This window comes from Pseudomonas benzenivorans, from assembly GCF_024397895.1.
GTDB lineage: Bacteria > Pseudomonadota > Gammaproteobacteria > Pseudomonadales > Pseudomonadaceae > Aquipseudomonas > Aquipseudomonas benzenivorans_A.
This window is the reverse complement of sequence record NZ_CP073346.1, coordinates 3,143,117-3,168,539: the sequence shown is the minus strand read 5'-3', so window position 1 is coordinate 3,168,539 and position 25,423 is coordinate 3,143,117. Positions and strand designations below refer to the sequence as shown.

The following is a 25,423-nucleotide window of genomic DNA, read 5'->3' as shown; positions in this document are numbered from 1 at the left end:
CCCCCACAAAACGCTAGTCTGGCCGCCTAGTCTGCCCCGGAGAAGCCCCATGCCCCCACGCCCCGTCAGCCTCGCGCTCTGCCTGCTCCTGCTCGGCGCCCCCGTGCGGGCCGAGACGGCAGCGACAGGTGTCGAACAGACAGGACAGCGCACGGCGCTACCCGAACGCAGCGAAGTCGACGCCCGCGCCCTGGAGCGCCAGCTGAATAACGAGGAGCAGCAGCGCCTGCAGACCGACAGCGAGGCGTTTCTCGCCCTCTGGTTGCCGGCCAATGCCGGCAAACCGCACGGCGCGGTCATCCTTCTGCCGGGCGACCAGGAGAGTGCCGACTGGCCACGCAGCGTGGGCCCGTTGCGCCGCGAGCTGCCGGACACTGGCTGGCACAGCCTGAGCCTGACCCTGCCGGACCCGGCCACCAGCCCGCCGACCCAGCCCTCGGCGGCCACGGACGCCGCCCGCACCGCGCCCGCCTCGCCAGCACCCGTGGAGGCCGTGACGACCGAGGCACTGGGCAGTGCCGAACCGCCCAGGGAGCCCACGCCTACCGGCAGCGAAACGGTCAGCCTCGCAGAAACATCGAGCCAGGCCCACAGCGCGCGCGTCCTGCTGCGTATCGACGCGGCCGTGGCCTTCGCCCAGGAGCGCCAGGCCGACACCATCGTCCTGCTCGGCCATGGCAGCGGCGCCTATTGGGCCGCGCGCTACCTGGCCGAGCGCAAGCCGGCGAACATTCAGCACCTGCTGCTGCTTGCCCCCACGCGTCCCGAGGGCTTTCTGCCGAAACTGGACGAGCTGGTGCCAGGCCTGCAACTGGCGACCGGCGACTTCTTTTACCGCAACCAGGCGAACGATCGCGAGGCGGCCCATGAACGCCTGCAGGCGTCCAAGCGCCTGAGCCATCCGGCCTACACCCAGATCGCGCTTTACGCGCTGCCCGGCAACCCGGCTACCGAGCAGAAGCAAGTGTTCCGCCGCATCCGCGGCTGGCTAGAGCAGCACCTGCCGGCAGGCGCAGCGCCTATGGGTACAGCCCAGTAGAGGAGACTCAGCGAAAGCCGTGGCGCTGACGGATCAGTCCATAGGCCTGGCGCAGCTCGCGGGTCCTTTCGGTGGCCTCGCGGACCAGCTCGGCGCTGGCGCCACTGCCGGCCAGCTTGTCGGGGTGGTGACGGCTGAGCAGACGTCGATAGGCCTGCTTGATCTGCGCCGGCTCGCTGTCGGCAGTCACACCCAGCAGGCGCAAGGCCGCCTGATAGCTGCCGCCCACGGTCGACGGCATCGGCCCCTGACGGGGCGCATAGGCGGCGCTCAACGCCTCCTGTGTCGCGGCCGAGACCTCCAGCCACTTGCCCCACAGCAGTATCAGCTCGCGCTCGGTGCGACTGACCCGCCCATCCACCCAGGCCATGCGCCAGCAGGCCCGCAGCAACGCTTCGCCGCGCCCGCGATAGCGCCGCAACGGTGCGCGCAGGCTGTCGCGTCCGGTCTTGCCGCGGGCGAAGGCCTCGATCGCCCGGCGCTGGGCGTCCTGATCCAGGCCCAGGCGCTGCATCTCCGCACGCGCCTGGCGAATATGGGTCTGCAGCACCTGCCCGTCGCACTTGGCCAGACGACCGAGCAGGATGAACAGCAGCACCTCGTCCCCCGGAGGCGGCGCCGCGCCGAGCCGCTCGCGCAACTCCGCCCAACCGCGCAGGCGCAAGCGCCGATCCGCGACCTGGCCGAGCAGCCCCCCCAGCAGCGCACCGGGAATGCTGGCCACGGCCCAGCCGGCAAAGGCACCCAGCAGCGTCAGGGGCCAGAGCATTTCAGCGACTCGGCGCGAGCAAGCGCTCGGCTTCGGCCAGTCGCTCATGGCTGCCGACGTCGACCCAGCGGCCGGCATAATGCTCGCCGCTCACCAGCCCCTTAGCCATGGCGGCGCGCAGCAGCGGTGCCAGCTTGAAGCTGCCCGGCTGACAGCCGGCGAACAGCGCCGGCGACAGCACGGCGATGCCGCTGTAGGTCAGGCTCGGCTGCTCGGCCTGGGCATCGCCCACCTGCTCGCCCTCCAGATAGAAGTCGCCCACCGGGTGATGCGCCGGGTTGTCCACCAGCACCAGATGGGCCAACCCGGCCAGCGGCCGCCGGAGTTCGGCGAAGGGGTAGTCGGTACAAATATCGCCGTTGACCACCAGGAAGGGTTCGTCGCCGAGCAGGGGCAGCGCCTGGAAGATGCCGCCGCCGGTCTCCAGGGGTTCGCCTTCGGCCGAATAACGCAGGCTAAGACCGAACTGCGCGCCGTCGCCGAGGTGATCCTCGATCTGCTGGCCCAGCCAGGCGTGATTGACCACCACCTCGGCAAAGCCCGCGGCAACCAGCGCCCTGAGGTGATATTCGATCAAGGGTACGCCTGCCACCTGCACCAGCGGCTTGGGGGTATGCAGGGTCAAGGGTCGCAGGCGCTCGCCCTTGCCGGCGGCGAGGATCATCGCCTTCATGCCGGCACCCCTTGGGACTGAGGCAGACCGGCAAGCAGCTCACCCAGCTCGGCCAGCTCGGGACGCCGCGCCAGCACCACCTGGATATAGGCGAAGAACCGCGGCACGTCCTCCAGGTAGCGGGGTTTGCCGTCTCGGTGGCAGATGCGCGCGAAGATGCCGACGACCTTGAGGTGACGCTGCACGCCCATCAGATCGCTGGCCCGCAGAAAGTCCTCGAAGCCGTCCTGCACCGGAATGCCCACCTCCCGGGCCTGCCGCCAGTAGTCCTGCAGCCAGTCACGCACCCGCGCTTCCGGCCAGCTGAGGAAAGCGTCCTTGAACAGGCAGGTGACGTCATAGGTCACCGGTCCGTATACCGCGTCCTGGAAGTCCAGCACACCGGGATTCGGCTCACTGAGCATCAGGTTGCGCGGCATGTAGTCCCGGTGCACCAGCACTTTGGGCTGGGCCAGGGCGCTGTCGATCAGCAGGGCGCAGATGCGCTGCCAGGCGGCCTGCTGGGCCTCACTCAACGCGACGCCCAGGTGGCGGCGCAGGTACCACTCGGGAAACAGCTGCAGCTCGCGCAGCAGCAGGGCCTCATCGTAACTCGGCAACCCGGCATCCATCGGCAGGCGCTGGAACGCCAGCAGGGCCTGCAATGCGTCGCCCATCAGGCGATCGGCATTCGCCTCCTCGATCACCTCCAGATAGGTCTGCCGGCCCAGATCGTTGAGCAGCAGAAAGCCGCGCTCGAGGTCCTCGGCGAGAATCTGCGGCACATTGACCCCGGCGCCGGCCAGCAGCCCAGCAACCTTGACGAAGGGCCGGCAGTCCTCCTGGGGCGGCGGCGCGTCCATCACGATCAGGCTTCGATCAGCGGCCTGCCAGCGAAAATAGCGGCGAAAACTGGCGTCGCTGCTGGCAGCGGTCAGCGTGGCGGCCGGCACCTCCCCCCAGCCCCGCTCGGCGAATACCACGGGCAGTTGCTGGTCGAGCCACTGATTGAGGAGTTGCAGGCGTACATCTTGTTCAGGCATTACAAGGGTCTCCGACGGCGCTAGCCGTTGCGCGGGTCATGCTTTATTATCCAGCATCTTTTTAAGCCCATCGAGAGGCGTGCGGCCCCTGGGCCGATGGCGCGCAGGAAGCCCGGAAAAATAAGATGGCAGTAAAATTCCCCGCTGTTCGTAAAAAATTCCCACTTCTGGTCACAGGCGGTCTTCTAGCCCTTCAGCCCGTCGCTGGTCAATTCGCATTTGCTGCCGAACAGTACGACTGTCGGGCATCCGCCAGCGGCGGCTGGGCGTGCGCGCCCAAGGCCAGCGAGGCTGCGCTGCCGGCACGCCCGGTGCACAGCGGCTCGGCGGTCAGCTCCGGCACCACGGCTGGCCGCGACGACAGCACTGCGCGCACCACGCTGGTGACGGAGAGCGGCGGCAAGGCCCTGGCCTCACGCAGCGCCGACTACAGTCATCTGGACTGGGTGCCGCGCGAGCAGCTCAACCCGGCACAACTGGCCGAGGTCGCCCCCTACTGCGCCGGCGCCTATGTCGAGCCGATCCGGCCGGGCATGAATGACCAGACGCCGATGGACGAAGCGCCGCTGTTCGTCTCCGCCAAGGCCTCGCGCTTTGAACAGCAAGAACAAGTCGCGACCCTCGCCGGCGACGTGGTGATTCGCCAGTCCGGCATGCAGGTCGAGGCCGACGAGGCCAGCCTGCATCAGGCCGAGAGCCGCGGCGAGCTGGTCGGTAATGTGCGCCTGCGCGACCAGGGCATGCTGGTAGTCGGCGACCGCGCCGAGCTGCAACTGGACAACGGCGAAGCCAAGGTCGACAACGCCGAGTACGTGCTGCACAAAAGCCATGTGCGCGGCAGCGCGCTCTACGCCAAGCGCGAAGAAACGGCGATCATTCGCCTGAAGGACGGCACCTATACCAGCTGCGAACCGGGCAGCAACGCCTGGCACCTGAGGGGCAACAACATCACCCTCAACCCGGCCACCGGTTTCGGCACCGCGACCAACGTGACCCTGCGAGTGAAGGACATTCCGGTCTTCTACACGCCCTACATCTACTTCCCGATCGACGATCGCCGTCAGTCGGGCTTCCTGCCGCCCAGCATCGGCAGCGACAGCGACAGCGGCGTGACCCTGCAGACGCCCTACTACTTCAACCTGGCGCCGAACTACGACGCCACGCTGTACCCCACCTACATGAGCGATCGCGGCCTGCTCATGGAAGGCGAGTTCCGCTACCTGACCAAGAGCAGCGAAGGGCAAGTCGGCGCGGCCTACCTCGACGACAGCAACGACGATCGCAAGCTGCAGTCCGAGTACGAGGACCAGCGCTGGCTGTACAGCTGGCAGCACCGCGGCGGGCTCGACTCGCGCCTGCTGGCCGAGGTCGACTACACCGACATCAGCGACCCGTACTATTTCCAGGACCTCGACACCGACCTGGGCATCGAGACCACCGCCTATGTCAACCAGCGCGGCACCCTGACCTATCGCGGCGACAGCTACACCGCGCGGCTGAACGCCCACGCCTACGAACTGGCCAATATCACCGACATCACCCCCTACAACCGCCTGCCGCAGATCACCCTGGACGGCACCCTGCCCTTCCACCCGGGCGGCCTGGACTTCAGCTACGGCAGCGAACTGGTGCGCTTCGACCGCGATCTTCGCTCGGGCAGCTTTATCAACGAGGATGGCGTCACCGAGCAGCTCTGGTATGACGAGCGCCTGCGCGGCCTGGCGCGAGCCAATGGCGACCGCCTGCACCTCGAGCCAGGCGTGAGCCTGCCGCTGAACTGGAGCTGGGGCTTCCTCAAACCCCAGGTCAAGTACCTGCAGACCAACTACGACCTCAGCCTCGACCAGCAAGGCAAGAACAGCCTGCTCGCCGAGCAGGAGTTCAGCGGCAGCCAGAACCGCGGCCTTGGCCTGCTCAGCGTGGACAGCGGCCTGTACTTCGACCGCGACACCCAGTGGTTCGGCAAAGCCTTCCGCCAGACCCTGGAGCCGCGCCTGTACTACCTCTATGTGCCCGAGGAAGACCAGACCGATATCCCGGTGTTCGACACCGGCGAAAGCACCTTCAGCTACTCCTCGCTGTGGCGCGAGAACCGCTTCTCCGGCAAGGACCGCATCGGCGACGAAAACAAGGTATCGCTGGGCGTCACCAGCCGCTGGATCGAGCCCAACGGCTTCGAGCGCCAGCGCGTCAGCGTCGGCCAGGCCCTCTACCTGGCCGACCGCAAGGTGCAGCTGCCGGGCATCGACTACCGCACCCGCGCCGACGCCCAGGCCTCGCAGTCGCCCTACGCGCTGGAATACCTGTATCGCTTCAACCGCGACTGGCGCCTCTCCTCGGACTTCAACTGGGACCCGGACACCCACCGCACCCGCTCGGGCAGCGCGATGTTCCACTACCAGCCCGAAGACAACCCGAACAAGGTGATCAATGCCGGCTACCGCTACCGCAACGACACCGTGCGTTACGATCAGGACAGCGGCAACTGGGTCGTAGGCGGCGGTGATTACGGCACTCCGGGCAGCGCCAACTTCATCGAGGACTACTACAAGATCAGCCAGCACGACTTCTCGGTGATCTGGCCGATCGTCCCGCAATGGAGCGTGATTTCCCGCTGGCAGTACGACTACAACCGCAACCGTACCCTCGAGGCCTTCGGCGGCTTCGAGTACGACAGCTGCTGCTGGAAACTGCGCCTGATCAACCGCTACTGGATCGACTACGACGAAGTCAGCCTCAACCCCTCGCTGAACGACGAGGCCGATACCGGGATCTTCCTGCAGATCGTGCTCAAGGGCCTGGGCGGTGTGACTGGCAACAAGGTGGAGACTTTCCTCGACCAAGGCATTCAAGGTTATCGTGAACGTGAAGACCAAGCTTTCTGATTGCATGCGCCCGCTGCTGCTGGGCGCGCTGTTTCTCGGCGCTGCGGCGCAGGCCGAAGTAAAAGTCCTGGACCGTGTGGTGGCGATCGTCGACAACGACGTGATCATGCACAGCCAGCTCGACGCCCGGGTGCGCGAAGTCCAGCAGACCATCGCCAAGCGCGGCGCCGAAGTGCCGCCGGGGGACGTGCTGGATGACCAGGTGCTCGAACGCCTGATCATCGAGAATATCCAGCTGCAGATCGGCGATCGCTCCGGCATTCGCATCACCGACGAGGAGCTCAACCAGGCCATCGGCACCATTGCCCAGCGCAACGGCATGAGCCTCGAGCAGTTCCGCGCCGCCCTGGCGAAGGACGGCCTGTCCTACGCCGACGCCCGCGACCAGGTGCGCCGCGAGATGATCATCAGCCGTGTGCGCCAGCGCCGCGTGGCCGAGCGCATCCAGGTGACCGACCAGGAAGTGCAGAACTTCCTGGCCTCCGACCTCGGCAAGCTGCAGCTGTCGGAAGAGTTTCGCCTGGCCAACATCCTGATCCCGGTCCCCGAAGCCGCTTCTCCGGAAACCATCCAGACCGCCGAGCGCCAGGCCGGCGAGGTCTATCAGCTGCTGCAGAAGGGGGCCGACTTCGCTCAGCTGGCCATTGCCCGCTCGGCCAGTGAAACCGCTCTGGAAGGTGGCGAGATGGGCTGGCGCAAGGCGGCCCAGCTGCCGCCGCCCTTCGACGCCATGATCGGCGCGCTGTCGGTCGGCGAAGTCACCGATCCGGTGCGCACCCCAGGCGGATTCATCCTGCTCAAGCTGCTGGAAAAGCGCGGCGGCGGCGCCCAGGTGCGCGACGAAGTCAACGTCCGCCATATCCTGATCAAGCCCAGCGAGATCCGCAGCAGCGCGGAAAGCAAGCGCCTGGTCGAGCGCCTGCACCAGCGCATCCAGGCCGGCGAAGATTTCGCCGAGCTGGCCAAGAGCTTCTCCGAGGACCCGGGGTCGGCGCTCAACGGAGGCAGCCTGAGCTGGATCGACCCGAGCGCGCTGGTGCCGGAGTTCCGCGAAGTGATGGCCAACACCGCCAGCGGCGAGCTGTCCAAACCCTTCAAGACCACCTACGGCTGGCACATCCTGCAGGTCATGGGCCGGCGCGCCACCGACAGCAGCGAAGAGTTCCGCGAGCAACAGGCGCTGAACCTGCTGCGCAACCGCAAGTACGATGAGGAACTGCAAGCCTGGCTGCGCCAGATCCGCGACGAGGCCTACGTCGAAACCAAGCTGTAAGCGCAGCGCACCGATCAGAGCCCGGCCTTCAGCGCCGGGCTTTTTTGTTTCCGGGCCGGAGCGGCTTAAGATAGCCAGCACGCCCAACCCGACGCCCGCCTAGGCGGCCCAACCGAGCACTCGTCCATGACCGCACCGCAGCTTTTCGCATTGACCCCCGGCGAGCCGGCCGGCATCGGCCCCGATCTCTGCCTGCTGCTCGCCCAACAGGCGCAGCCAAAGCCCCTGATCGCCATCGCCAGCCGTGAGCTGCTGGCCCAGCGCGCCGGTCAACTGGGCGTCGCCGTCGAGCTGATCGCCGTCGGCCCGGACGCCTGGCCAGACACGCCTAGCGCGGCCGGCAGCCTGTACGTCTGGGACACCCCGCTGGCCGCGCCGGTGCAACCTGGCCAGCTGGATCCGGCCAATGCCCCCTATGTCCTGGAAACCCTGACCCGCGCCGGCCGGGGCTGCCTCGACAGGCAGTTCGCCGCGATGATCACCGCCCCGGTGCACAAGGCCGTGATCAACCAGGCCGGCATTCCCTTCTCCGGACACACCGAGTTTCTCGCCGAACTCACCCACACCGAGCAGGTGGTGATGATGCTCGCCACCCGCGGCCTGCGCGTGGCCCTGGTGACCACCCACCTGCCACTCAAGGATGTGGCCGCCGCCGTCACTGCCGAGCGCCTGACGCGGGTCACACGCATCCTCGATCAGGACCTGCGCAGCAAGTTCGGCATCGCGCGACCGCGCATCCTGGTCTGCGGCCTCAACCCCCACGCCGGCGAAGGCGGTCACCTCGGCCGCGAGGAGATCGAGGTGATCGAGCCGACGCTCGAGCGGCTGCGCGGCGAAGGCCTGGACCTGGTAGGGCCGCTTCCGGCCGACACCCTGTTCACCCCGAAGCACCTCGAGCGGTGCGATGCGGTGCTGGCGATGTACCACGACCAAGGCCTGCCCGTACTCAAGTACAAGGGCTTCGGCGCCGCGGTGAACATTACCCTAGGTCTGCCGATCATTCGCACCTCGGTCGACCATGGCACAGCCCTGGACCTGGCCGGCAGCGGCCGGATCGACAGCGGCAGCCTGCAAGTTGCCCTGGAGCATGCCTATCAGATGGCCGCCAGCCGCGCCTAGGCGCGACGCTCGCGCCACCGTAGGCCGGCGTACACCGGCCTACGGCATGCCGGCCCTTTGCTGTTAAACTGCCGCTTTTTGCATTCGCTTTAAGCTCGCGGCTTGAAGCCTGGAGCCGCTGCCATGTCCGACACCCACCAACACCACCGCGCGCGCAAGCGCTTTGGCCAGAACTTCCTGCATGACGCCGGCGTCATCCACCGCATCCTGCGCGCCATCCATCCCCGCGAAGGCGAGCGCCTGCTGGAAATCGGACCGGGCCAGGGCGCATTGACCGAGGGTCTGCTCAGCAGCGGCGCCCAGCTCGATGTGATCGAGCTCGATCGCGACCTGATTCCGATCCTCAACGGCAAATTCGCCGCAGAACCGCGCTTTCACCTGCATCAGGGCGACGCCTTGAAGTTCGACTTCCAGCGCCTCGAGCCGGCCCCTCACAGCCTGCGTGTAGTCGGCAACCTGCCGTACAACATCTCCACCCCGCTGATCTTCCACCTGCTGGAAAACGCCGCACTGATCCGCGACATGCACTTCATGCTGCAGAAGGAAGTGGTCAAGCGCCTCGCAGCCGGCCCCGGCGGCGGCGACTGGGGACGACTGTCGATCATGGTGCAGTACCATTGCCGGGTCGAGCACCTGTTTGATGTGGGTCCGGGGGCGTTCAACCCGCCACCGAAGGTCGACTCGGCCATCGTCCGCCTGGTGCCCCACGAGGTGCTACCCCATCCTGCCAAGGATCACCAACTGCTCGAGCGTATCGTGCGCGAGGCGTTCAACCAGCGCCGCAAGACCCTGCGCAACACCCTCAAAGCCCTAATGCCGGCCAGCGCCATCGAAGCCGCCGGGGTGGATGGCAGCCTGCGCCCGGAACAACTCGACCTGGCCGCCTTCGTGCGCCTGGCCGACCAGCTGGCCGATCATCCGACACCGGCCGACAGCAACTAGACTGGTCTTCCAGCTCAGCGAGTCTCAACCCATGCCCGATCCCCGCTACCTGGTCGACGTCGAAGTCGCCACCCGTTACCTGCCGGAGCAATCACAGCCGGAGCAGAACCGCTACGCCTTCGCCTACACCGTGACCATCGCCAATAACGGCCAGCAACCCGCCAAGCTGCTGTCGCGCCACTGGCTGATCACCGATGGCGATGGCCGCGTGCAGGAGGTGCGCGGCGCCGGCGTGGTCGGCCAGCAGCCGCTGATCGCCCCCGGCGAAAGCCACACCTACAGCAGCGGCACCGTGATGGCGACGCGGGTCGGCGCCATGCAGGGCAGCTACCAGATGCTCGCCGAGGACGGCACCCGCTTCGAGGCGCCAATCGCGCCGTTCCGCCTTGCCGTGCCGGGCTCGCTGCACTGATGGCGACCTACGCCGTCGGCGACCTGCAAGGCTGCCTGCAACCGCTGCGCTGCCTGTTGCAGCGCGTGGCCTTCGATCCCAGCACGGACCGCCTGTGGCTGGTCGGCGACCTGGTCAATCGCGGGCCCGAGTCCCTCGCCACCCTGCGCTTCGTCTACTCGCTACGCGACGCCGTGACCTGCGTGCTGGGCAACCACGACCTGCACCTGCTGGCGGCCGCCCACAATATCGAGCGCCTGAAGAAAGCCGACACGCTGCGGGAGATTCTCGTCGCACCGGATCGCGACGAGCTGCTCGACTGGCTGCGCCGGCAGAAGTTGCTGCACTACGACGTCGACCGCGACATCGCCTTGGTGCATGCCGGCATCCCGCCGCAGTGGTCACTGCACAAGGCGCTGACGCGGGCCGCCGAGGTCGAGGAGGCGCTGCGCGACGACAGTCGCTTGCCGCTGTTCCTCGACGGCATGTACGGTAACGAACCGGCCCAGTGGAGCAGCGACCTGCACGGCATTACCCGCCTGCGGGTGATCACCAACTACTTCACCCGCATGCGCTTCTGCACCGCCGACGGCATCCTGGACCTGAAGAGCAAGGAAGGCGTCGGCAGCGCCCCGCGTGGCTACGCCCCCTGGTTCAGCCATGCCGGGCGCAAGACCCGCGGCCAGAAGATCGTCTTCGGCCACTGGGCGGCACTGGAAGGCCGCTGCGACGAGCCCGGCCTGTTCGCCCTGGATACCGGCTGTGTCTGGGGCGGCGCCATGACCCTATTGAATATCGACAGCGGCGAACGCCACCGCTGCGACTGCAACGAGGAAACACCGTGAGCGAGTTCAAGCGCATCTCCCCCCAACAGGCACACGCCCTGCGCCAGCAAGGCGCCGCGGTCGTCGACATCCGCGACCCACAGAGCTACGCCCTCGGCCACATCAGCGGCTCCCAGCACCTGGACAACTACTCGCTGGCCGACTTCATCGCCCGGGCCGATCTCGACGCGCCCCTGATCGTCACCTGCTACCACGGCAACTCCAGCCAGAGCGCCGCCGCCTACCTGGTCGGCCAGGGCTTCTCAGAGGTGTACAGCCTGGACGGTGGCTTCGAACTGTGGCGCGCCAGCTACCCGGCCGACGTCGCCCAGGACGCCGCCGAGTAAAAAAAAATATTGCCCGCCCCCCTGCGGGCAACCCCGCGCGGCTCCTGCTTTCGCGCCGCGCCTCGGGCGCGGCAATATCTTGTTATCGTTGCGCCGCGCTTGATCTTCCAGATTCCGAACTATCCTTACCTCAGGCCATCCAAAAATCAGGGAAAGCCGGCTGACCGGCTTCGGGCCAACGGTAACGACCTTTTGTATCCTGGGGGATCTTCGTCGGCACTCTCATCGGCTGCGCCTTAGCACCCGAACGACCGATCCCTCGCCCGGCTCCGAGCATCGACCGAGGTGACGTCATGAGTATCTTCAGCCACTTCCAACAACGCTTCGAAGCAACTCGCCAGGAGGAATACAGCCTCCAAGAGTATCTCGAGCTGTGTAAACAAGACCCCAGCGCCTATGCCACGGCCGCCGAGCGTATGCTTATGGCCATCGGCGAGCCCGAGCTGGTCGACACCTCGAGCACTGCCCGGCTGTCGCGCATCTTCTCCAACAAGATGATTCGCCGCTACCCGGCCTTTGCCGACTTCCACGGCATGGAGGAGTGCATCGACCAGATCGTCTCCTTCTTCCGCCACTCGGCCCAGGGTCTGGAAGAGAAGAAGCAGATTCTCTACCTGCTCGGCCCGGTCGGCGGCGGCAAGTCGTCCCTGGCGGAGAAGCTCAAGCAGCTGATCGAGAAAGTCCCCTTCTATGCGATCAAGGGCTCGCCGGTATTCGAATCGCCCCTGGGGCTGTTCAACGCCGCCGAAGATGCCACCATCCTCGAAGAGGACTTCGGCATCCCTCGCCGCTACCTGACCACCGTGATGTCGCCCTGGGCCACCAAGCGCCTGTCCGAGTTCGGCGGCGATATTAGCCAGTTCCGCGTGGTCAAGCTCTACCCTTCGATCCTCAACCAGATCGCCGTGGCCAAGACCGAGCCGGGCGATGAGAACAACCAGGACATCTCCGCCCTGGTCGGCAAGGTGGATATTCGCAAGCTCGAGGAGTTCCCGCAGAACGACGCCGACGCCTACAGCTACTCGGGCGCCCTGTGCCGCGCCAACCAGGGCCTGATGGAATTCGTCGAGATGTTCAAGGCGCCGATCAAGGTGCTGCACCCGCTGCTGACCGCCACCCAGGAGGGCAACTACAACAGCACCGAAGGCCTCGGCGGCCTGCCTTTCAACGGCATCCTGCTGGCCCACTCCAACGAGTCCGAGTGGCACAGCTTCCGCAACAACAAGAACAACGAAGCGTTCATCGACCGTATCTACATCGTCAAGGTGCCCTACTGCCTGCGCGTCACCGATGAGATCAAGATCTACGACAAGCTGCTGGCCAACAGCTCCCTGGCCAACGCCCACTGCGCACCCGACACGCTGAAGATGCTGGCGCAGTTCTCCGTGCTGTCGCGCCTGAAGGAGCCGGAAAACTCCAACATCTACTCGAAGATGCGCGTGTATGACGGCGAGAACCTCAAGGACACCGACCCCAAGGCCAAGTCGATCCAGGAGTACCGTGACAACGCCGGCGTCGACGAGGGCATGAACGGCCTGTCGACCCGCTTCGCCTTCAAGATTCTGTCCAAGGTGTTCAACTTCGATTCCCACGAGATCGCAGCCAACCCCGTGCACCTGCTGTACGTGCTGGAACAGCAGATCGACCAGGAGCAATTCCCCGCCGAGGTGCGCGAGCGCTACCTGCGCTTCATCAAGGAATACCTGGCACCGCGCTACATCGAGTTCATCGGCAAGGAAATCCAGACCGCCTACCTCGAGTCCTACAGCGAGTATGGCCAGAACATCTTCGACCGCTACGTGCTGTACGCAGACTTCTGGATCCAGGACCAGGAGTACCGCGACCCGGAAACCGGCGAAATTCTCAATCGTGTGGCCCTCAACGAGGAGCTGGAGAAGATCGAGAAGCCGGCCGGCATCAGCAATCCGAAGGACTTCCGCAACGAGATCGTCAACTTCGTGCTGCGCGCCCGCGCCAACAACAATGGCAAGAACCCGACCTGGCTCAGCTACGAGAAGCTGCGCGTGGTGATCGAGAAGAAGATGTTCTCCAATACCGAAGACCTGTTGCCGGTCATCAGCTTCAACGCCAAGGCCAGCAAGGAGGACCAACAGAAGCACAACGACTTCGTCAAGCGCATGGTCGAGCGCGGTTACACCGACAAGCAGGTACGCCTGCTCTCCGAGTGGTACCTGCGGGTTCGCAAATCGCAGTAAAGCAGCCTCAAGCCATTAGCCTTAAGCTGCAACCTGGATCGTCTGCAGCTTTTGGCTTGAAGCGCAAAGCTCCCCGGAGGGGCCTATGAGCTATGTGATAGACCGGCGCCTGAGCGGCAAGAACAAGAGCACGGTGAATCGCCAGCGCTTTCTGCGGCGTTACCGTGACCACATCAAGAAGGCGGTGGAGGAGGCGGTCAGCCGCCGCTCCATCACCGACATGGAACACGGCGAACAGATCAGCATTCCCGGCCGCGACATCGACGAGCCGGTGCTGCACCATGGCCGCGGCGGGCGGCAGACCAACGTCCACCCTGGCAACAAGGAATTCATCGCCGGCGAACACATCCCTCGCCCGCCTGGCGGTGGCGGCGGCAAGGGGGGTGGCAAGGCCAGCAACACCGGCGAGGGGATGGACGAATTCGTCTTCCAGATCACCCAGGAAGAGTTCCTCGACTTCATGTTCGAGGACCTGGAATTGCCCAATCTGGTCAAGCGTCACCTAACCGGCGCCGACACCTTCAAAACCGTCCGCGCCGGCATCAGCAATGTCGGCAATCCGTCGCGGATCAATATCGTCCGCACCTTGCGCTCGGCGCATGCGCGGCGCATCGCCCTTTCGGGCAGCAGCCGTAACAAGTTGCGCCAAGCCCTGGCCGAACTGGAACGGCTGAAGCTCGAGGAACCCGACAACCTGGGCGACATCCAGGACATGGAAACGGAGATCGCCCGCCTGCGCGCGCACATCGCCCGCCTGCCGTTCCTCGACACCTTCGACCTCAAGTACAACTTGCTGGTCAAGCAACCGAATCCCAGTTCCAAGGCGGTGATGTTCTGCCTGATGGACGTCTCCGGCTCCATGACCCAGGCGACCAAGGATATCGCCAAGCGCTTCTTCATCCTGCTCTACCTGTTTCTCAAGCGCAGCTACGACAAGATCGACGTGGTGTTCATCCGCCATCACACCAGCGCCAAGGAGGTCGACGAGGAGGAGTTCTTCTACTCCCGCGAAACCGGCGGCACCATCGTCTCCAGCGCCCTCAAGCTGATGCAGGAGATCATGGCCGAGCGCTATCCGATCAACGAGTGGAACATCTACGGGGCCCAGGCGTCGGACGGCGACAACTGGAATGACGATTCGCCGATCTGTCGCGATATCCTGATGAAGCAGATCATGCCATTCGTGCAGTACTTCACTTACGTGGAGATCACCCCGCGCGAGCACCAAGCGCTGTGGTTCGAATACGAGCAGGTCTGCGAAAGCTTCGAGGAAAGCTTTGCCCAGCAACAGCTGGTTTCGGCAGGGGATATCTACCCGGTATTCCGCGAACTGTTCCAGCGGAGGCTCGTGACATGACCAGTTATGACGATGCAGCCCGCACCAGCGCGAAGCGCCGAGAACCGATCGCCAAAGGCTCCGAGTGGACCTTCGAGTTGATCCGCGCCTTCGACCGAGAGATCGGCCGCCTGGCCGAACGCTATGCGCTGGACACCTACCCCAACCAGATCGAAGTGATCACCGCCGAGCAGATGATGGACGCCTACGCCTCGGTGGGCATGCCACTGGGCTATCACCACTGGTCCTACGGCAAACACTTCCTAAGCACCGAGAAGAACTACAAGCGCGGGCAGATGGGCCTGGCCTACGAGATCGTGATCAACTCCGACCCCTGCATCGCCTACCTGATGGAAGAGAACACCCTGTGCATGCAGGCGCTGGTGATCGCGCACGCCTGCTACGGACACAACAGCTTCTTCAAGGGCAACTACCTGTTCCGCACCTGGACCGACGCCAGCTCGATCATCGACTACCTGGTGTTTGCCAAGCAGTACATCACCCAGTGCGAGGAGCGCCACGGTATCGACGCGGTGGAGGACCTGCTCGACTCCTGCCACGCCCTGATGAACTACGGTGTCGATCGTTACAAGCGCCCCTACCCGATCTCCGCCGAAGAAGAGCGGCGCCGCCAGAAGGAGCGCGAAGAGCACCTGCAGAAGCAGATCAATGACCTGTGGCGCACCATTCCCAAGGGCGCCAGCAAGGACAGCGAACAGGACAACAAACGCTTTCCCGCCGAGCCCCAGGAAAACATCCTGTACTTCCTGGAAAAGCATGCGCCGCTGCTGGAGCCCTGGCAGCGCGAGGTGATCCGCATCGTGCGCAAGATCGCCCAGTATTTTTATCCGCAGCGCCAGACCCAGGTGATGAACGAGGGCTGGGCGAGCTTCTGGCATTACACCCTGATGAACGACCTGTATGACGAAGGCCTGATTACCGAAGGCTTTGTGCTGGAGTTCCTGCAGTCGCATACCAGCGTGATCTACCAGCCGCCCTTCGACAGCCCCTACTACAGCGGCATCAACCCCTACACCCTGGGCTTCGCCATGTATCGCGATATCCGCCGGATCTGCGAGGAGCCGACCGAGGAGGACCGCCGCTGGTTTCCCGACATCGCCGGCAGCGATTGGCTGAGTACCCTGAAATTTGCCATGAAGAGCTTCAAGGACGAAAGCTTCATCCTGCAGTACCTGTCGCCCAAGGTGATTCGCGACCTCAAGCTGTTCAGCGTCCTCGACGATGACCAGAAGGACGAACTGGTGGTGCCGGCCATCCATGACGAATCCGGCTACAACATCATCCGCGAGACCCTGGCCGCCCAGTACAACCTCGGCAACCGCGAGCCCAACGTGCAGATCTGGAGCATCGACCGCCGCGGCGACCGCTCCCTGACCCTGCGCCACCAGCAGCATGATCGCAAACCGCTGGGCAGCTCCACCGAGGAGGTGATGAAGCACCTGCACCGCCTGTGGGGCTTCGACATCCACCTGGAGAGTTTCCAGGGCGACCAGTTGATCGAAACCCATCACGTGCCGCCCAAGGGCGAGTCCGAGCAGGAAGGCGACTACCCGCGCCTCGACCTGGTCATCCCGCCGATCTGAACGGCGTTCAGCCGCCCCCGGGCGGCTGGTGCTATCCGGCCGTCCGCCCTGAGTGGCCATAGCGCACCCGCACCGAGTGCTCGACAATAAGCCTTTCCCCATCTGCCATCCCAGCCGCTATCCTCTGCGGCAACGGAGGTAGGCATGCAGATCTACAAAGTGGGCGGCGCGGTACGCGACCGCCTGTTGGGGCGTAAGGTCGAGGAAATCGACTGGGTGGTGGTAGGCGCCACGGCCGAACAAATGCTGGATCAGGGGTTTCGCCCGGTGGGGGCGGACTTCCCGGTGTTCCTGCACCCGCAGACCGGCGAGGAGTACGCCCTGGCTCGCACCGAACGCAAGAGCGGTCGCGGCTATGGCGGCTTTACCTTCTATGCCAGCCCGGACGTGACCCTCGAAGAAGACCTGATCCGCCGCGACCTGACGGTCAATGCCATGGCCGAGGACGACCAGGGCCGCCTGATCGACCCCCACGGTGGCCAGCGCGATCTCGCCGCGCGCCTGTTGCGCCATGTCTCCCCGGCCTTTGCCGAAGACCCCTTGCGGGTGCTGCGGGTGGCGCGATTCGCGGCCCGCTACGCCCCTGACGGCTTCTCCGTAGCCGAGGAAACCCTCGAGCTGATGCGCAGGCTCAGCGAGTCCGGCGAGCTGTCCGCCCTGACCCCCGAGCGCAGCTGGAAGGAAATTTCCCGCGCCCTGCTCGAGCCAAGGCCCGATGTCTTTATCCAGGTGTTGCGCGACTGTGGCGCACTCGCAGCACTGCTGCCGGAAGTGAATGCCCTGTTCGGCGTCCCCCAGCCGGAAGCCCATCATCCGGAGATCGATACCGGCGTGCATGTGCTCAGCGTACTGCGCCAGTGCGCCGAGCATCAGCAGCCACTGACGGTACGCTGGGCCTGCCTGCTGCATGACGTCGGCAAAGGCCTGACGCCACCCGATCAGTGGCCACGGCATATCGCCCACGAGCAACGCGGCCTGCCGTCGATCCGCTCGATCAACCAGCGTTGCAAAGCGCCGAAGGACTGTCAGGAACTGGCCCTATTGGTGGGCGAATACCACACCCACGGCCATCGAGCATTGGAACTCAAGGCCTCGACTCTGCTCGAGCTGCTGCACAGCTTCGACGTGTACAGGCGTCCGCAGCGTTTCGAGGAATTCATCGCCGCCTGCGAGATGGATGCCCGCGGCCGCGACGGCCTGGAACAGCGCACTTACCCGCAAGCGGACTACCTGCGCGGCGCCATGCAGGTGGCCCGCGAGGTCGCTGTGCAGCCGTTGCTGGAGCAGGGGTTCAAGGGCGCCGAGCTGGGCGAGGCGCTGCAGCGACAGCGCCTGCAGGCACTCAAGGCATACAAGGCGCGCACGGCCGCCTGAACCAGCGCAATCTGCGCCCGCTATGCCCTCGGCAGGGAGGTATTGAGCAGAGAGGGCGGGGTCAGCTCACGGCCGTGCCATTGGAAGGCGACCGGCCACAATTGCTGGTCGATGCTCGCCGCCTGCCACAAATCGGCAATACAGCGCTGTTCGCCGGGGTGCCGAAGCTCGGGCGCGAGCAGCGCCAGCGGCCAGAGCACAAAGGCGTTCTTGAGGATTTCCGCGCGCGGCAGGATCAGCCCGTCGAAGTTGCCGACCTGATCGCCGTAGAGAAGCACATCGATATCCAGGGGCAGGCCCTTGCGCTCTGGCGCATAACGACCGTTGTCCGCCTCGATGAATTTCAAGCGCCGATCCAGCTCGCCCAGCGGCAGCTCGCTGAAACCAGTGACCACCAGATTGAAGAAGGGGCCGCTTTTGATCCCCACCGCATGACTCTCGAACACCGGCGAGCAACGCATATCGCGAAGCACAGCAGCCAACGCGTCGAGACCTGCGCACAGATGGGCTTCACGCTCGATATTGCTACCGAGACCGAGAAATACCGGGGTCAGCGACATCCGCGCTCGATCTCCACGCCGACCCCGCCCGCCGCCGCAGGCACCGCGCCGGGCTTGGTCAGCTTGATGCGCAACCAGGGTATCTGGAACTCGGCCATCAGCAGCTCGGCCACGCGCTCGGCCAGGGTTTCCACCAGAATGAACTGCGCCTCGCCCACATAGGCCTGGACCCGGGCCGACACCGCCGCGTAGTCCAGCGCCTTGTTCAGGTCATCGCCTGCCGCGGCGGGGCGATTGTCCCAGCCCAGGTACAGGTCCAGGCGCAAGCATTGGCGAATGGTGCGCTCCCAGTCGTAGGCACCGATCACCGTGTCGACTTCCAGCCCCTCGATAAACACTATGTCCAAGCACTTTCTCCACAGCGCGGCATGGCCGCGACACCGGGCCGACGCCCCGCGCACGGTCGTTGCGCAGGACTATACGGCATTGATAACGGACTCGAATGTCCATTTACGACGCACACTGCAGCGGCGCACCGCCCAGCCCCAAAGCCCTCGCTCGCTACCGGCGGCAGCGGCCTGTAGAATCACCCCTTCCCTCGCCGCGGAATGGATACCATGTTTTGGCTGCTGGCGGTCCTCGCCTACCTGCTGGGCTCGCTGTCCTTCGCCATCGTGCTCAGCCGCGTGGCAGGGGGACCGGACCCGCGCGCCAGTGGCTCCGGCAACCCCGGCGCCACCAACATGTTGCGCGTCGCGGGCAAGCGCCTGGCAGTGCTGACCCTCCTCGGCGACCTGCTCAAGGGCCTGCTACCGGTGCTGCTCGCCAAGCTGCTGGGCCTCGGCCTGCAACAGCAGGCCTGGGTCGGTCTCGCCGCGGTGATCGGCCACCTCTACCCCCTTTATTTTCGCTTCAGCGGCGGCAAGGGCGTCGCCACCTCTGCCGGCATGCTGCTGGGCCTCTATGTGCCCGCCGCCGTCCTGGCGATCGCAGCCTGGCTGCTGACCTTCGTCCTGACCCGCACCAGCTCCCTGGCGGCGCTCATCGCCACCCCGCTGACCCTGCCGCTGCTCGCCTGGCAGCAACCGGCGGCGCTGCTGCCGGTCAGCGTACTGACCGCCCTGGTGGTCTGGCGTCATCGCGGCAACCTGCGCGACCTGTTCGCCGGTCGCGAGCGGCACTTCTGACGCGCCAACTCAACCGCACGGCCATCCCATCCCAGTCCGGACGCTAGAGCGCGGGCAAACGCTCCATCGGCCAGCGCGCGTGCACCGAGATGCTCAACCCCTCGCGCTGACCGGCCTTGAGTCGCTGACAGCCCGCATAGGCGATCATCGCGCCGTTATCGGTGCAGAAGGCCGGGCGCGCGTAGAACACCTGCCCGTTGAGCGCTCCGAGCATGCTCTCCAGGGATTCACGCAGGGCCTTGTTGGCACTGACGCCGCCGGCGATCACCAGGCTGCTCAGGCCCGTTTGCTTGAGCGCCCGGCGACATTTGATGGTGAGGGTGTCGACCACCGCCTGCTGGAATGCCAAGGCGATGTCACAACGGGTCTGCTCGCCGTCATCCCCAGCATCGCGGCACTGCTGCCAGGTATTCAGGGTGAAGGTCTTGAGTCCGCTGAAACTGAAGTCCAGGCCCGGCCGATCGGTCATGGGCCGGGGGAAGGTAAAGCGCCCCGGCGTGCCGTGCTCGGCCAGGCGGGCGATCTCCGGCCCGCCCGGGTAGCGCAAGCCCATCAGCTTGGCGGTCTTGTCGAAGGCTTCGCCGGCCGCATCGTCGAGCGACTCGCCCAACAGCTGGTATTCACCGATGCCGTCGACCCGCACCAGCTGGGTGTGGCCGCCGGACACCAGCAAGGCGACGAACGGAAAGCTCGGCGGCTGCGCCTCCAGCATCGGCGCCAGCAGGTGCCCCTCCATGTGGTGCACGCCAAGGGCCGGGATGTCCCAGGCATAGGCCAGGGCCTGGGCGCAGGAGGCACCAACCAGCAGGGCGCCAACCAGGCCGGGGCCGGCGGTGTAGGCAATCGCGTCGATGTCGCCGGAGGTACAGCCGGCCTCGGCCATGACCTCGCGGATCAACGGCAGCATGCGTTTGACGTGATCGCGCGAGGCCAGCTCGGGCACCACCCCGCCATAGATGCGGTGCAGGTCGATCTGACTGAACAGCGCATCGGCCAGCAGGCCGCGCTCGCTGTCGTAGAGCGCGACACCGGTCTCGTCGCAGGAGGTTTCCAATCCCAGTACCAGCATGGGCAGCGCCTTGATTTGTGGGGTCATGATCTCGAAGCCGCGCATAATAATAGGCAGCTGCGGAGGCCGACCAGCGCTTTTCGATCAGAGGCTTTGCATTCAGGGCGATGAGGCGGTAACATCCGCAACCCTTAAAAACCTACGTCCTCCCGCGCCATCTGCCAGGAGTACGTTACCCAAACCGGTAATAAAGAAGGTACGCCCTGGATGCCAGCCGTCAAAGTTAAAGAGAACGAACCCTTCGACGTAGCTCTGCGTCGTTTCAAGCGCTCCTGCGAAAAAGCCGGCATTCTGGCCGAAGTTCGTAGCCGCGAATTCTACGAGAAGCCGACCGCAGAGCGTAAGCGCAAGGCCGCTGCCGCTGTTAAGCGTCACGCCAAGAAAGTGCAGCGCGAGCAGCGCCGCAGCGTGCGCCTGTACTAATCAGTACGGACCGCCTCGCAGCAGTCAGCAGCGCCCGGCTTTTGCCGGGCTTTGCATTTATAGCCCAGCACTCCGCTTCGCCTTCCGGCGAATGGCCGGAGTTTTTTCGTTACTGTCAAAACCTGTCCAGCCGCCCCACACGGCAGTACCCTGAGCGCCTATGGCCGGCCTGATCCCACAGTCTTTTATCGATGACCTGCTCAACCGCACCGACATCGTCGAGGTGGTCGGTGCGCGCATTCAGCTGAAAAAAGCCGGCAAGAACTACACCGCCTGCTGCCCCTTCCATAAAGAGAAGACCCCGTCCTTCAGCGTCAGCCCGGATAAGCAGTTCTACTATTGCTTCGGCTGCGGCGCCGGCGGCAATGCCCTGGGCTTCGTCATGGATCACGACCAGCTGGAATTTCCCCAGGCGGTCGAGGACCTGGCCAAGCGCGCCGGCATGGAAGTCCCGCGCGAGGAAGGCGGACGCAGCAGCAAACCCCGGCAACCGACCGACTCGCCGCTCTACCCGCTGCTGACGGCAGCAGCCGATTTCTACCGCCAGGCCCTGAAAAGCCACCCGCAGCGCCGAGCGGCCGTGGATTACCTGAAAGGCCGCGGCCTGTCCGGCGAGATCGCCCGCGACTTCGGCCTGGGCTTCGCCCCGCCGGGCTGGGACAACCTGCTCAAGCACCTGGCCAGCGACAGCCTGCAGCAGAAGGCGATGATCGACGCCGGCCTGCTGGTGGAGAACACCGACAGCGGCAAGCGTTACGACCGCTTCCGCGATCGGGTGATCTTCCCGATCCGCGACAGCCGCGGCCGGGTCATCGCCTTCGGCGGCCGGGTGCTCGTCGACGACAAGCCCAAGTACCTGAACTCGCCGGAAACCCCGGTATTCCACAAGGGTCAGGAGCTCTACGGCCTGTTCGAGGCGCGCAAGAGCAACCGCGACCTCGAGGAGATCATGGTGGTCGAGGGCTACATGGATGTCATCGCCCTGGCCCAGCAGGGCCTGCGCAATGCCGTCGCCACCCTCGGCACCGCCACCAGCGAAGAGCACCTCAAGCGCCTGTTCCGCCTGGTGCCCAGCGTGCTGTTCTGCTTCGACGGCGACCAGGCCGGCCGCAACGCCGCCTGGCGCGCCCTGGAAGCCACCCTGCCCAACCTGCAGGACGGACGGCGCGCGCGCTTCCTGTTCCTGCCGGACGGCGAAGACCCGGACACCCTGGTACGCAGCGAAGGCACCGACGCCTTCCGCGCCCGCATCAACCAGCACGCCCAGCCCCTGGCCGACTATTTCTTCCAGCAGCTCAGCGAAGAAGCCGACCCGCGCTCACTGGAAGGCAAGGCGCACCTGGTGACCCTGGCCGCCCCGCTGATCGACAAGATTCCCGGCAACAACCTGCGCACCCTGATGCGCCAGCGCCTCACCGAGATCACCGGCCTCAGTGGCGAAGCCATGCAGCAGATGACGCCAGCCGCCGGCCCGAGCGCAGCGCCAAGCCACTACCCGGACTACCCGGACATTCCCGATAGCGCCTATCACGACGTCCCGCCCAGCTACGAGGAGTACGCCCAGCCCAGCCCGGCACCAGGCTTCGAGCGCGGCAAGAAGGGCAAGGGTGAGTGGAAGAAGGACGGCAAGAAATGGAACAAGTACGGCCGCGGCGACGACCAGCCACGGGCGCCACGCACCGCCGTCAGCGTCGAATCGCCGCACCTGAGCGCCCTGCGCACCCTGCTGCACCATCCCGAGCTGGCGCAGAAAGTCGAGGATGTCAGCCACTTCGCCGCGGAAGACGACACCTACGCGCAGCTGCTGGTGGCCCTGCTCGGCGCCCTGCAGAAGAACCCGAAACTGCGCTCGCTGCAGCTGATCGCACGCTGGCACGGCACCGAACAGGGCCGTCTACTGCGGGCCCTGGCGGAAAAAGAGTGGCTGATTTCCGCGGACAACCTTGAACAACAGTTTTTCGACACTATAACTACCCTAGTAGCCCGCCAACGCGAGCGCAGCTTGGAACATTTGCTGCGCAAAGCCCGTCAAAGTGAATTGAGCGCAGAGGAGAAAGACCTGCTGCGCAAACTGCTGAGCCGTAATACATCACCAGTAGTCCCGAGCCCAACTGGCGCGTAAGGGTCTTATTCGGGTATAATCCGCGGCTTGTTTTTAGCCCGCCAAGACCTTCAGTGGATAGGGTGTTATGTCCGTAAAAGCGCAACAGCAATCTCGTTTGAAAGAATTGATCAGCCGCGGTCGCGAGCAGGGTTACCTGACGTACGCGGAGGTCAACGACCACCTGCCGGAGGATATTTCCGATCCGGAACAGGTGGAAGACATCATCCGCATGATCAACGACATGGGGATCAACGTATTCGAGAGTGCTCCGGATGCGGACGCCCTGTTGTTGGCCGAGGCCGACACCGACGAAGCCGCCGCCGAGGAGGCTGCCGCCGCACTCGCCGCCGTTGAGACCGACATTGGCCGCACCACCGACCCGGTGCGCATGTACATGCGTGAAATGGGTACCGTGGAGCTGCTGACCCGCGAAGGCGAGATCGAAATCGCCAAGCGCATCGAGGAAGGCATCCGCGAGGTGATGAGCGCCATCGCTCACTTCCCCGGCACCGTCGACAGCATTCTCGCCGAGTACAACCGGGTGACCACCGAGGGTGGCCGCCTGGTTGAAGTACTCAACGGCTACATCGATCCGGACGACGGCAGCGTGCCTGCCGAAGCCGCCGCACCTGTACCGGCCAAGGACGGAGCAGCCGCCGCCGACAGCGATGACGACGACGAGAATGACGACGACAGCAGCGACGACGAAGACGAAGGCGACGGCGGACCGGACCCGGAAGAGGCCCTGCGCCGCTTCACCGCAGTGACCGAGCAGCTGGACAAGGCCAACAAGGCCCTGAAAAAGCACGGCCGCAGCAGCAAGCAGGCGATCGCCGAGCTGCGCGAGCTGGCCGATCTGTTCATGCCGATCAAGCTGGTGCCCAAGCAGTACGACGCCCTGGTCGTGCGTGTGCGCAGCGCACTGGAGCGCCTGCGCGCCCAGGAACGCGCCATCATGCAGCTGTGCGTACGTGACGCTCGCATGCCGCGCGCCGACTTCCTGCGCCTGTTCCCGGGCAACGAAGTCGATCCGACCTGGGCCGAGCAACTGGCCAAGGGCAAGGGCAAGTACGCCGAAGCCATCGGCAACCTGCAGGCCGACATCCAGCGTTGCCAGCAGAAGCTGGTTGCCCTGGAAGCCGAGTGCGACCTGACCCTGGCCGAGATCAAGGACATCAACCGGCGCATGTCGATCGGCGAAGCGAAAGCCCGCCGAGCGAAGAAGGAGATGGTCGAGGCCAACCTGCGCCTGGTGATCTCCATCGCCAAGAAGTACACCAACCGCGGCCTGCAGTTCCTCGACCTGATTCAGGAAGGCAACATCGGCCTGATGAAGGCGGTGGACAAGTTCGAGTACCGCCGCGGCTACAAGTTCTCGACCTACGCCACCTGGTGGATCCGCCAGGCGATCACCCGCTCGATCGCCGACCAGGCGCGCACCATCCGTATCCCGGTGCACATGATCGAGACGATCAACAAGCTCAACCGCATCTCCCGGCAGATGTTGCAGGAGATGGGTCGCGAGCCGACCCCGGAAGAGCTGGGCGAGCGCATGGAAATGCCCGAGGACAAGATCCGCAAGGTATTGAAGATCGCCAAAGAGCCGATCTCCATGGAGACGCCGATCGGCGACGACGAAGACTCGCACCTGGGCGACTTCATCGAGGACTCGACCATGCAATCGCCGATCGACGTGGCGACCGTGGAAAGCCTCAAGGAAGCCACCCGCGAAGTACTGGCCGGGCTCACCGCTCGCGAAGCCAAGGTATTGCGCATGCGTTTCGGCATCGACATGAACACCGACCACACCCTCGAGGAAGTCGGCAAGCAGTTCGATGTCACCCGCGAGCGGATCCGCCAGATCGAAGCCAAGGCGTTGCGCAAACTGCGCCACCCGACGAGAAGCGAGCACCTGCGCTCCTTCCTCGACGAGTAACAGCAAAACCCCCGGCCCAAACCGGGGGTTTTGCTTTGCGCCACATATCACCAGCAAGTCACCAAGCCTTTCTGAGAGATAGCTGCTCCTGGCGATTTCTCCTGCAGAGTCATTCGGTTGGCGCTGCCGTAAAGGCCCCGGTATAATCCGCCGGCCTTCTGGGGGCCTATAGCTCAGTTGGTTAGAGCAGAGGACTCATAATCCTTTGGTCCACGGTTCGAGTCCGTGTGGGCCCACCACCTTTAAAGCCGCGCAATGCGCGGTTTTTTCATGCCCGCAACAAAACATGCCAGCCCAGGACGCTCCGGTGGGGCTGAATGCTTCCAAGCTGCGCGAAGAAGTGAACTTGGCCACATCGCCAAGCTCCCATGCCGTTCAGAATGAGCAGTT

Annotated in this window: 22 protein-coding genes and 1 tRNA gene; 17 read left to right on the top strand and 6 right to left on the bottom strand. The window is 65.0% G+C overall.

The window, feature by feature from the left end:
• Window positions 1-49 precede the first annotated feature (49 nt).
• Window positions 50-1,039 carry an alpha/beta hydrolase family protein gene (locus tag KDW96_RS14675; protein WP_255836994.1) on the top strand — a complete coding sequence of 330 codons (990 nt, stop codon included), beginning with the start codon at window positions 50-52 and terminating at the stop codon, window positions 1,037-1,039.
• Between the two features lie 7 nt (window positions 1,040-1,046).
• Here the strand turns inward: KDW96_RS14675 and KDW96_RS14670 are convergent, their stop codons facing one another.
• From KDW96_RS14670 to KDW96_RS14660, 3 genes are read right to left on the bottom strand one after another with little or no spacing between them, the layout of a single operon-like run.
• Window positions 1,047-1,808, bottom strand: a complete 762-nt coding sequence (locus KDW96_RS14670) for a TerB family tellurite resistance protein (protein WP_255836993.1) — start codon at window positions 1,806-1,808, stop codon at window positions 1,047-1,049.
• Window position 1,809: 1 nt separating this feature from the next.
• The gene (gene murU, locus KDW96_RS14665) at window positions 1,810-2,481 is read right to left on the bottom strand and encodes an N-acetylmuramate alpha-1-phosphate uridylyltransferase MurU (RefSeq protein ID WP_255836992.1); all 672 of its coding nucleotides are present in this window, start codon (window positions 2,479-2,481) and stop codon (window positions 1,810-1,812) included.
• Window positions 2,478-3,503, bottom strand: a complete 1,026-nt coding sequence (locus tag KDW96_RS14660) for an aminoglycoside phosphotransferase family protein (RefSeq protein ID WP_255836991.1) — start codon at window positions 3,501-3,503, stop codon at window positions 2,478-2,480. The genes murU and KDW96_RS14660 overlap by 4 nt, the downstream gene beginning before the upstream one ends.
• Before the next feature lie 125 nt (window positions 3,504-3,628).
• On the opposite strand from KDW96_RS14660, the gene KDW96_RS14655 reads away from it, so the two are divergent.
• The 11 genes from KDW96_RS14655 (at window position 3,629) to KDW96_RS14605 (ending at window position 17,814) form a co-directional block, all read left to right on the top strand.
• Window positions 3,629-6,388 (top strand): LPS-assembly protein LptD, encoded by a 2,760-nt coding sequence (locus KDW96_RS14655; RefSeq protein WP_255836990.1) that lies wholly within the window; start codon window positions 3,629-3,631, stop codon window positions 6,386-6,388.
• Between the two features lie 4 nt (window positions 6,389-6,392).
• Entirely contained in the window at window positions 6,393-7,661 is a 1,269-nt protein-coding gene (locus tag KDW96_RS14650) for a peptidylprolyl isomerase (protein WP_370295459.1), read from the top strand.
• Between the two features lie 126 nt (window positions 7,662-7,787).
• Window positions 7,788-8,780, top strand: a complete 993-nt coding sequence (gene pdxA / locus KDW96_RS14645) for a 4-hydroxythreonine-4-phosphate dehydrogenase PdxA (protein WP_255836988.1) — start codon at window positions 7,788-7,790, stop codon at window positions 8,778-8,780.
• A 123-nt stretch (window positions 8,781-8,903) separates the two neighbouring features.
• Window positions 8,904-9,722 carry a 16S rRNA (adenine(1518)-N(6)/adenine(1519)-N(6))-dimethyltransferase RsmA gene (gene rsmA / locus KDW96_RS14640; RefSeq protein WP_255836987.1) on the top strand — a complete coding sequence of 273 codons (819 nt, stop codon included), beginning with the start codon at window positions 8,904-8,906 and terminating at the stop codon, window positions 9,720-9,722.
• Between the two features lie 31 nt (window positions 9,723-9,753).
• The gene (apaG, locus tag KDW96_RS14635; RefSeq protein ID WP_255836986.1) at window positions 9,754-10,134 is read left to right on the top strand and encodes a Co2+/Mg2+ efflux facilitator ApaG/CorD; all 381 of its coding nucleotides are present in this window, start codon (window positions 9,754-9,756) and stop codon (window positions 10,132-10,134) included.
• Complete coding sequence (locus KDW96_RS14630) at window positions 10,134-10,958, top strand: symmetrical bis(5'-nucleosyl)-tetraphosphatase (RefSeq protein ID WP_255836985.1); 825 nt, start codon at window positions 10,134-10,136, stop codon at window positions 10,956-10,958. The genes apaG and KDW96_RS14630 overlap by 1 nt, the downstream gene beginning before the upstream one ends.
• Window positions 10,955-11,284: a thiosulfate sulfurtransferase GlpE gene (glpE, locus tag KDW96_RS14625; RefSeq protein WP_255836984.1), complete on the top strand. Its 330-nt coding sequence runs from the start codon at window positions 10,955-10,957 to the stop codon at window positions 11,282-11,284. The genes KDW96_RS14630 and glpE overlap by 4 nt, the downstream gene beginning before the upstream one ends.
• A 293-nt stretch (window positions 11,285-11,577) precedes the next feature.
• Window positions 11,578-13,500 carry a PrkA family serine protein kinase gene (locus tag KDW96_RS14620; RefSeq protein WP_255836983.1) on the top strand — a complete coding sequence of 641 codons (1,923 nt, stop codon included), beginning with the start codon at window positions 11,578-11,580 and terminating at the stop codon, window positions 13,498-13,500.
• An 85-nt stretch (window positions 13,501-13,585) separates the two neighbouring features.
• Complete coding sequence (locus KDW96_RS14615; RefSeq protein ID WP_255836982.1) at window positions 13,586-14,857, top strand: YeaH/YhbH family protein; 1,272 nt, start codon at window positions 13,586-13,588, stop codon at window positions 14,855-14,857.
• Entirely contained in the window at window positions 14,854-16,440 is a 1,587-nt protein-coding gene (locus KDW96_RS14610) for a SpoVR family protein (RefSeq protein ID WP_255836981.1), read from the top strand. Before KDW96_RS14615 ends, KDW96_RS14610 begins: the two co-directional genes overlap by 4 nt.
• Before the next feature lie 144 nt (window positions 16,441-16,584).
• Window positions 16,585-17,814 (top strand): multifunctional CCA addition/repair protein, encoded by a 1,230-nt coding sequence (locus tag KDW96_RS14605; RefSeq protein ID WP_255836980.1) that lies wholly within the window; start codon window positions 16,585-16,587, stop codon window positions 17,812-17,814.
• Window positions 17,815-17,834: 20 nt separating this feature from the next.
• On the opposite strand, the gene folK is transcribed toward KDW96_RS14605, so the two are convergent.
• Complete coding sequence (folK, locus tag KDW96_RS14600) at window positions 17,835-18,374, bottom strand: 2-amino-4-hydroxy-6-hydroxymethyldihydropteridine diphosphokinase (RefSeq protein ID WP_255836979.1); 540 nt, start codon at window positions 18,372-18,374, stop codon at window positions 17,835-17,837.
• Window positions 18,365-18,721 carry a dihydroneopterin aldolase gene (gene folB / locus KDW96_RS14595; protein WP_255836978.1) on the bottom strand — a complete coding sequence of 119 codons (357 nt, stop codon included), beginning with the start codon at window positions 18,719-18,721 and terminating at the stop codon, window positions 18,365-18,367. The genes folK and folB overlap by 10 nt, the downstream gene beginning before the upstream one ends.
• Window positions 18,722-18,931: 210 nt before the next feature.
• On the opposite strand from folB, the gene plsY reads away from it, so the two are divergent.
• Window positions 18,932-19,501, top strand: coding sequence for a glycerol-3-phosphate 1-O-acyltransferase PlsY (gene plsY, locus KDW96_RS14590; RefSeq protein WP_255836977.1), 570 nt, complete (start codon window positions 18,932-18,934; stop codon window positions 19,499-19,501).
• A 43-nt stretch (window positions 19,502-19,544) separates the two neighbouring features.
• Here the strand turns inward: plsY and tsaD are convergent, their stop codons facing one another.
• A complete protein-coding gene (gene tsaD / locus KDW96_RS14585; protein WP_255840532.1) occupies window positions 19,545-20,570 on the bottom strand; it encodes a tRNA (adenosine(37)-N6)-threonylcarbamoyltransferase complex transferase subunit TsaD in 1,026 nt (341 codons plus the stop codon).
• 207 nt (window positions 20,571-20,777) lie between these two features.
• On the opposite strand from tsaD, the gene rpsU reads away from it, so the two are divergent.
• The 4 genes from rpsU to KDW96_RS14565 all read left to right on the top strand — a co-directional run bounded on the left by rpsU (window position 20,778) and on the right by KDW96_RS14565 (window position 25,272).
• Window positions 20,778-20,993, top strand: a complete 216-nt coding sequence (rpsU, locus tag KDW96_RS14580; RefSeq protein WP_058068915.1) for a 30S ribosomal protein S21 — start codon at window positions 20,778-20,780, stop codon at window positions 20,991-20,993.
• Window positions 20,994-21,153: 160 nt separating this feature from the next.
• The gene (gene dnaG / locus KDW96_RS14575; RefSeq protein WP_255836976.1) at window positions 21,154-23,115 is read left to right on the top strand and encodes a DNA primase; all 1,962 of its coding nucleotides are present in this window, start codon (window positions 21,154-21,156) and stop codon (window positions 23,113-23,115) included.
• Between the two features lie 67 nt (window positions 23,116-23,182).
• Window positions 23,183-25,033 (top strand): RNA polymerase sigma factor RpoD, encoded by a 1,851-nt coding sequence (rpoD, locus tag KDW96_RS14570; RefSeq protein ID WP_255836975.1) that lies wholly within the window; start codon window positions 23,183-23,185, stop codon window positions 25,031-25,033.
• A 162-nt stretch (window positions 25,034-25,195) separates the two neighbouring features.
• Window positions 25,196-25,272: transfer RNA gene (locus tag KDW96_RS14565), tRNA-Ile, on the top strand.
• Window positions 25,273-25,423: the final 151 nt, after the last annotated feature.

Coding starts and splice junctions, on each gene's coding strand:
- KDW96_RS14675 (WP_255836994.1), top strand. CDS start 50: ATGCCCCCACGCCCCGTCAGCCTCGCGCTCTGCCTGCTCCTGCTCGGC.
- KDW96_RS14670 (WP_255836993.1), bottom strand. CDS start 1,808: ATGCTCTGGCCCCTGACGCTGCTGGGTGCCTTTGCCGGCTGGGCCGTG.
- murU (WP_255836992.1), bottom strand. CDS start 2,481: ATGAAGGCGATGATCCTCGCCGCCGGCAAGGGCGAGCGCCTGCGACCC.
- KDW96_RS14660 (WP_255836991.1), bottom strand. CDS start 3,503: ATGCCTGAACAAGATGTACGCCTGCAACTCCTCAATCAGTGGCTCGAC.
- KDW96_RS14655 (WP_255836990.1), top strand. CDS start 3,629: ATGGCAGTAAAATTCCCCGCTGTTCGTAAAAAATTCCCACTTCTGGTC.
- KDW96_RS14650 (WP_370295459.1), top strand. CDS start 6,393: ATGCGCCCGCTGCTGCTGGGCGCGCTGTTTCTCGGCGCTGCGGCGCAG.
- pdxA (WP_255836988.1), top strand. CDS start 7,788: ATGACCGCACCGCAGCTTTTCGCATTGACCCCCGGCGAGCCGGCCGGC.
- rsmA (WP_255836987.1), top strand. CDS start 8,904: ATGTCCGACACCCACCAACACCACCGCGCGCGCAAGCGCTTTGGCCAG.
- apaG (WP_255836986.1), top strand. CDS start 9,754: ATGCCCGATCCCCGCTACCTGGTCGACGTCGAAGTCGCCACCCGTTAC.
- KDW96_RS14630 (WP_255836985.1), top strand. CDS start 10,134: ATGGCGACCTACGCCGTCGGCGACCTGCAAGGCTGCCTGCAACCGCTG.
- KDW96_RS14620 (WP_255836983.1), top strand. CDS start 11,578: ATGAGTATCTTCAGCCACTTCCAACAACGCTTCGAAGCAACTCGCCAG.
- KDW96_RS14615 (WP_255836982.1), top strand. CDS start 13,586: ATGAGCTATGTGATAGACCGGCGCCTGAGCGGCAAGAACAAGAGCACG.
- KDW96_RS14610 (WP_255836981.1), top strand. CDS start 14,854: ATGACCAGTTATGACGATGCAGCCCGCACCAGCGCGAAGCGCCGAGAA.
- KDW96_RS14605 (WP_255836980.1), top strand. CDS start 16,585: ATGCAGATCTACAAAGTGGGCGGCGCGGTACGCGACCGCCTGTTGGGG.
- folK (WP_255836979.1), bottom strand. CDS start 18,374: ATGTCGCTGACCCCGGTATTTCTCGGTCTCGGTAGCAATATCGAGCGT.
- plsY (WP_255836977.1), top strand. CDS start 18,932: ATGTTTTGGCTGCTGGCGGTCCTCGCCTACCTGCTGGGCTCGCTGTCC.
- tsaD (WP_255840532.1), bottom strand. CDS start 20,570: ATGCTGGTACTGGGATTGGAAACCTCCTGCGACGAGACCGGTGTCGCG.
- rpsU (WP_058068915.1), top strand. CDS start 20,778: ATGCCAGCCGTCAAAGTTAAAGAGAACGAACCCTTCGACGTAGCTCTG.
- dnaG (WP_255836976.1), top strand. CDS start 21,154: ATGGCCGGCCTGATCCCACAGTCTTTTATCGATGACCTGCTCAACCGC.
- rpoD (WP_255836975.1), top strand. CDS start 23,183: ATGTCCGTAAAAGCGCAACAGCAATCTCGTTTGAAAGAATTGATCAGC.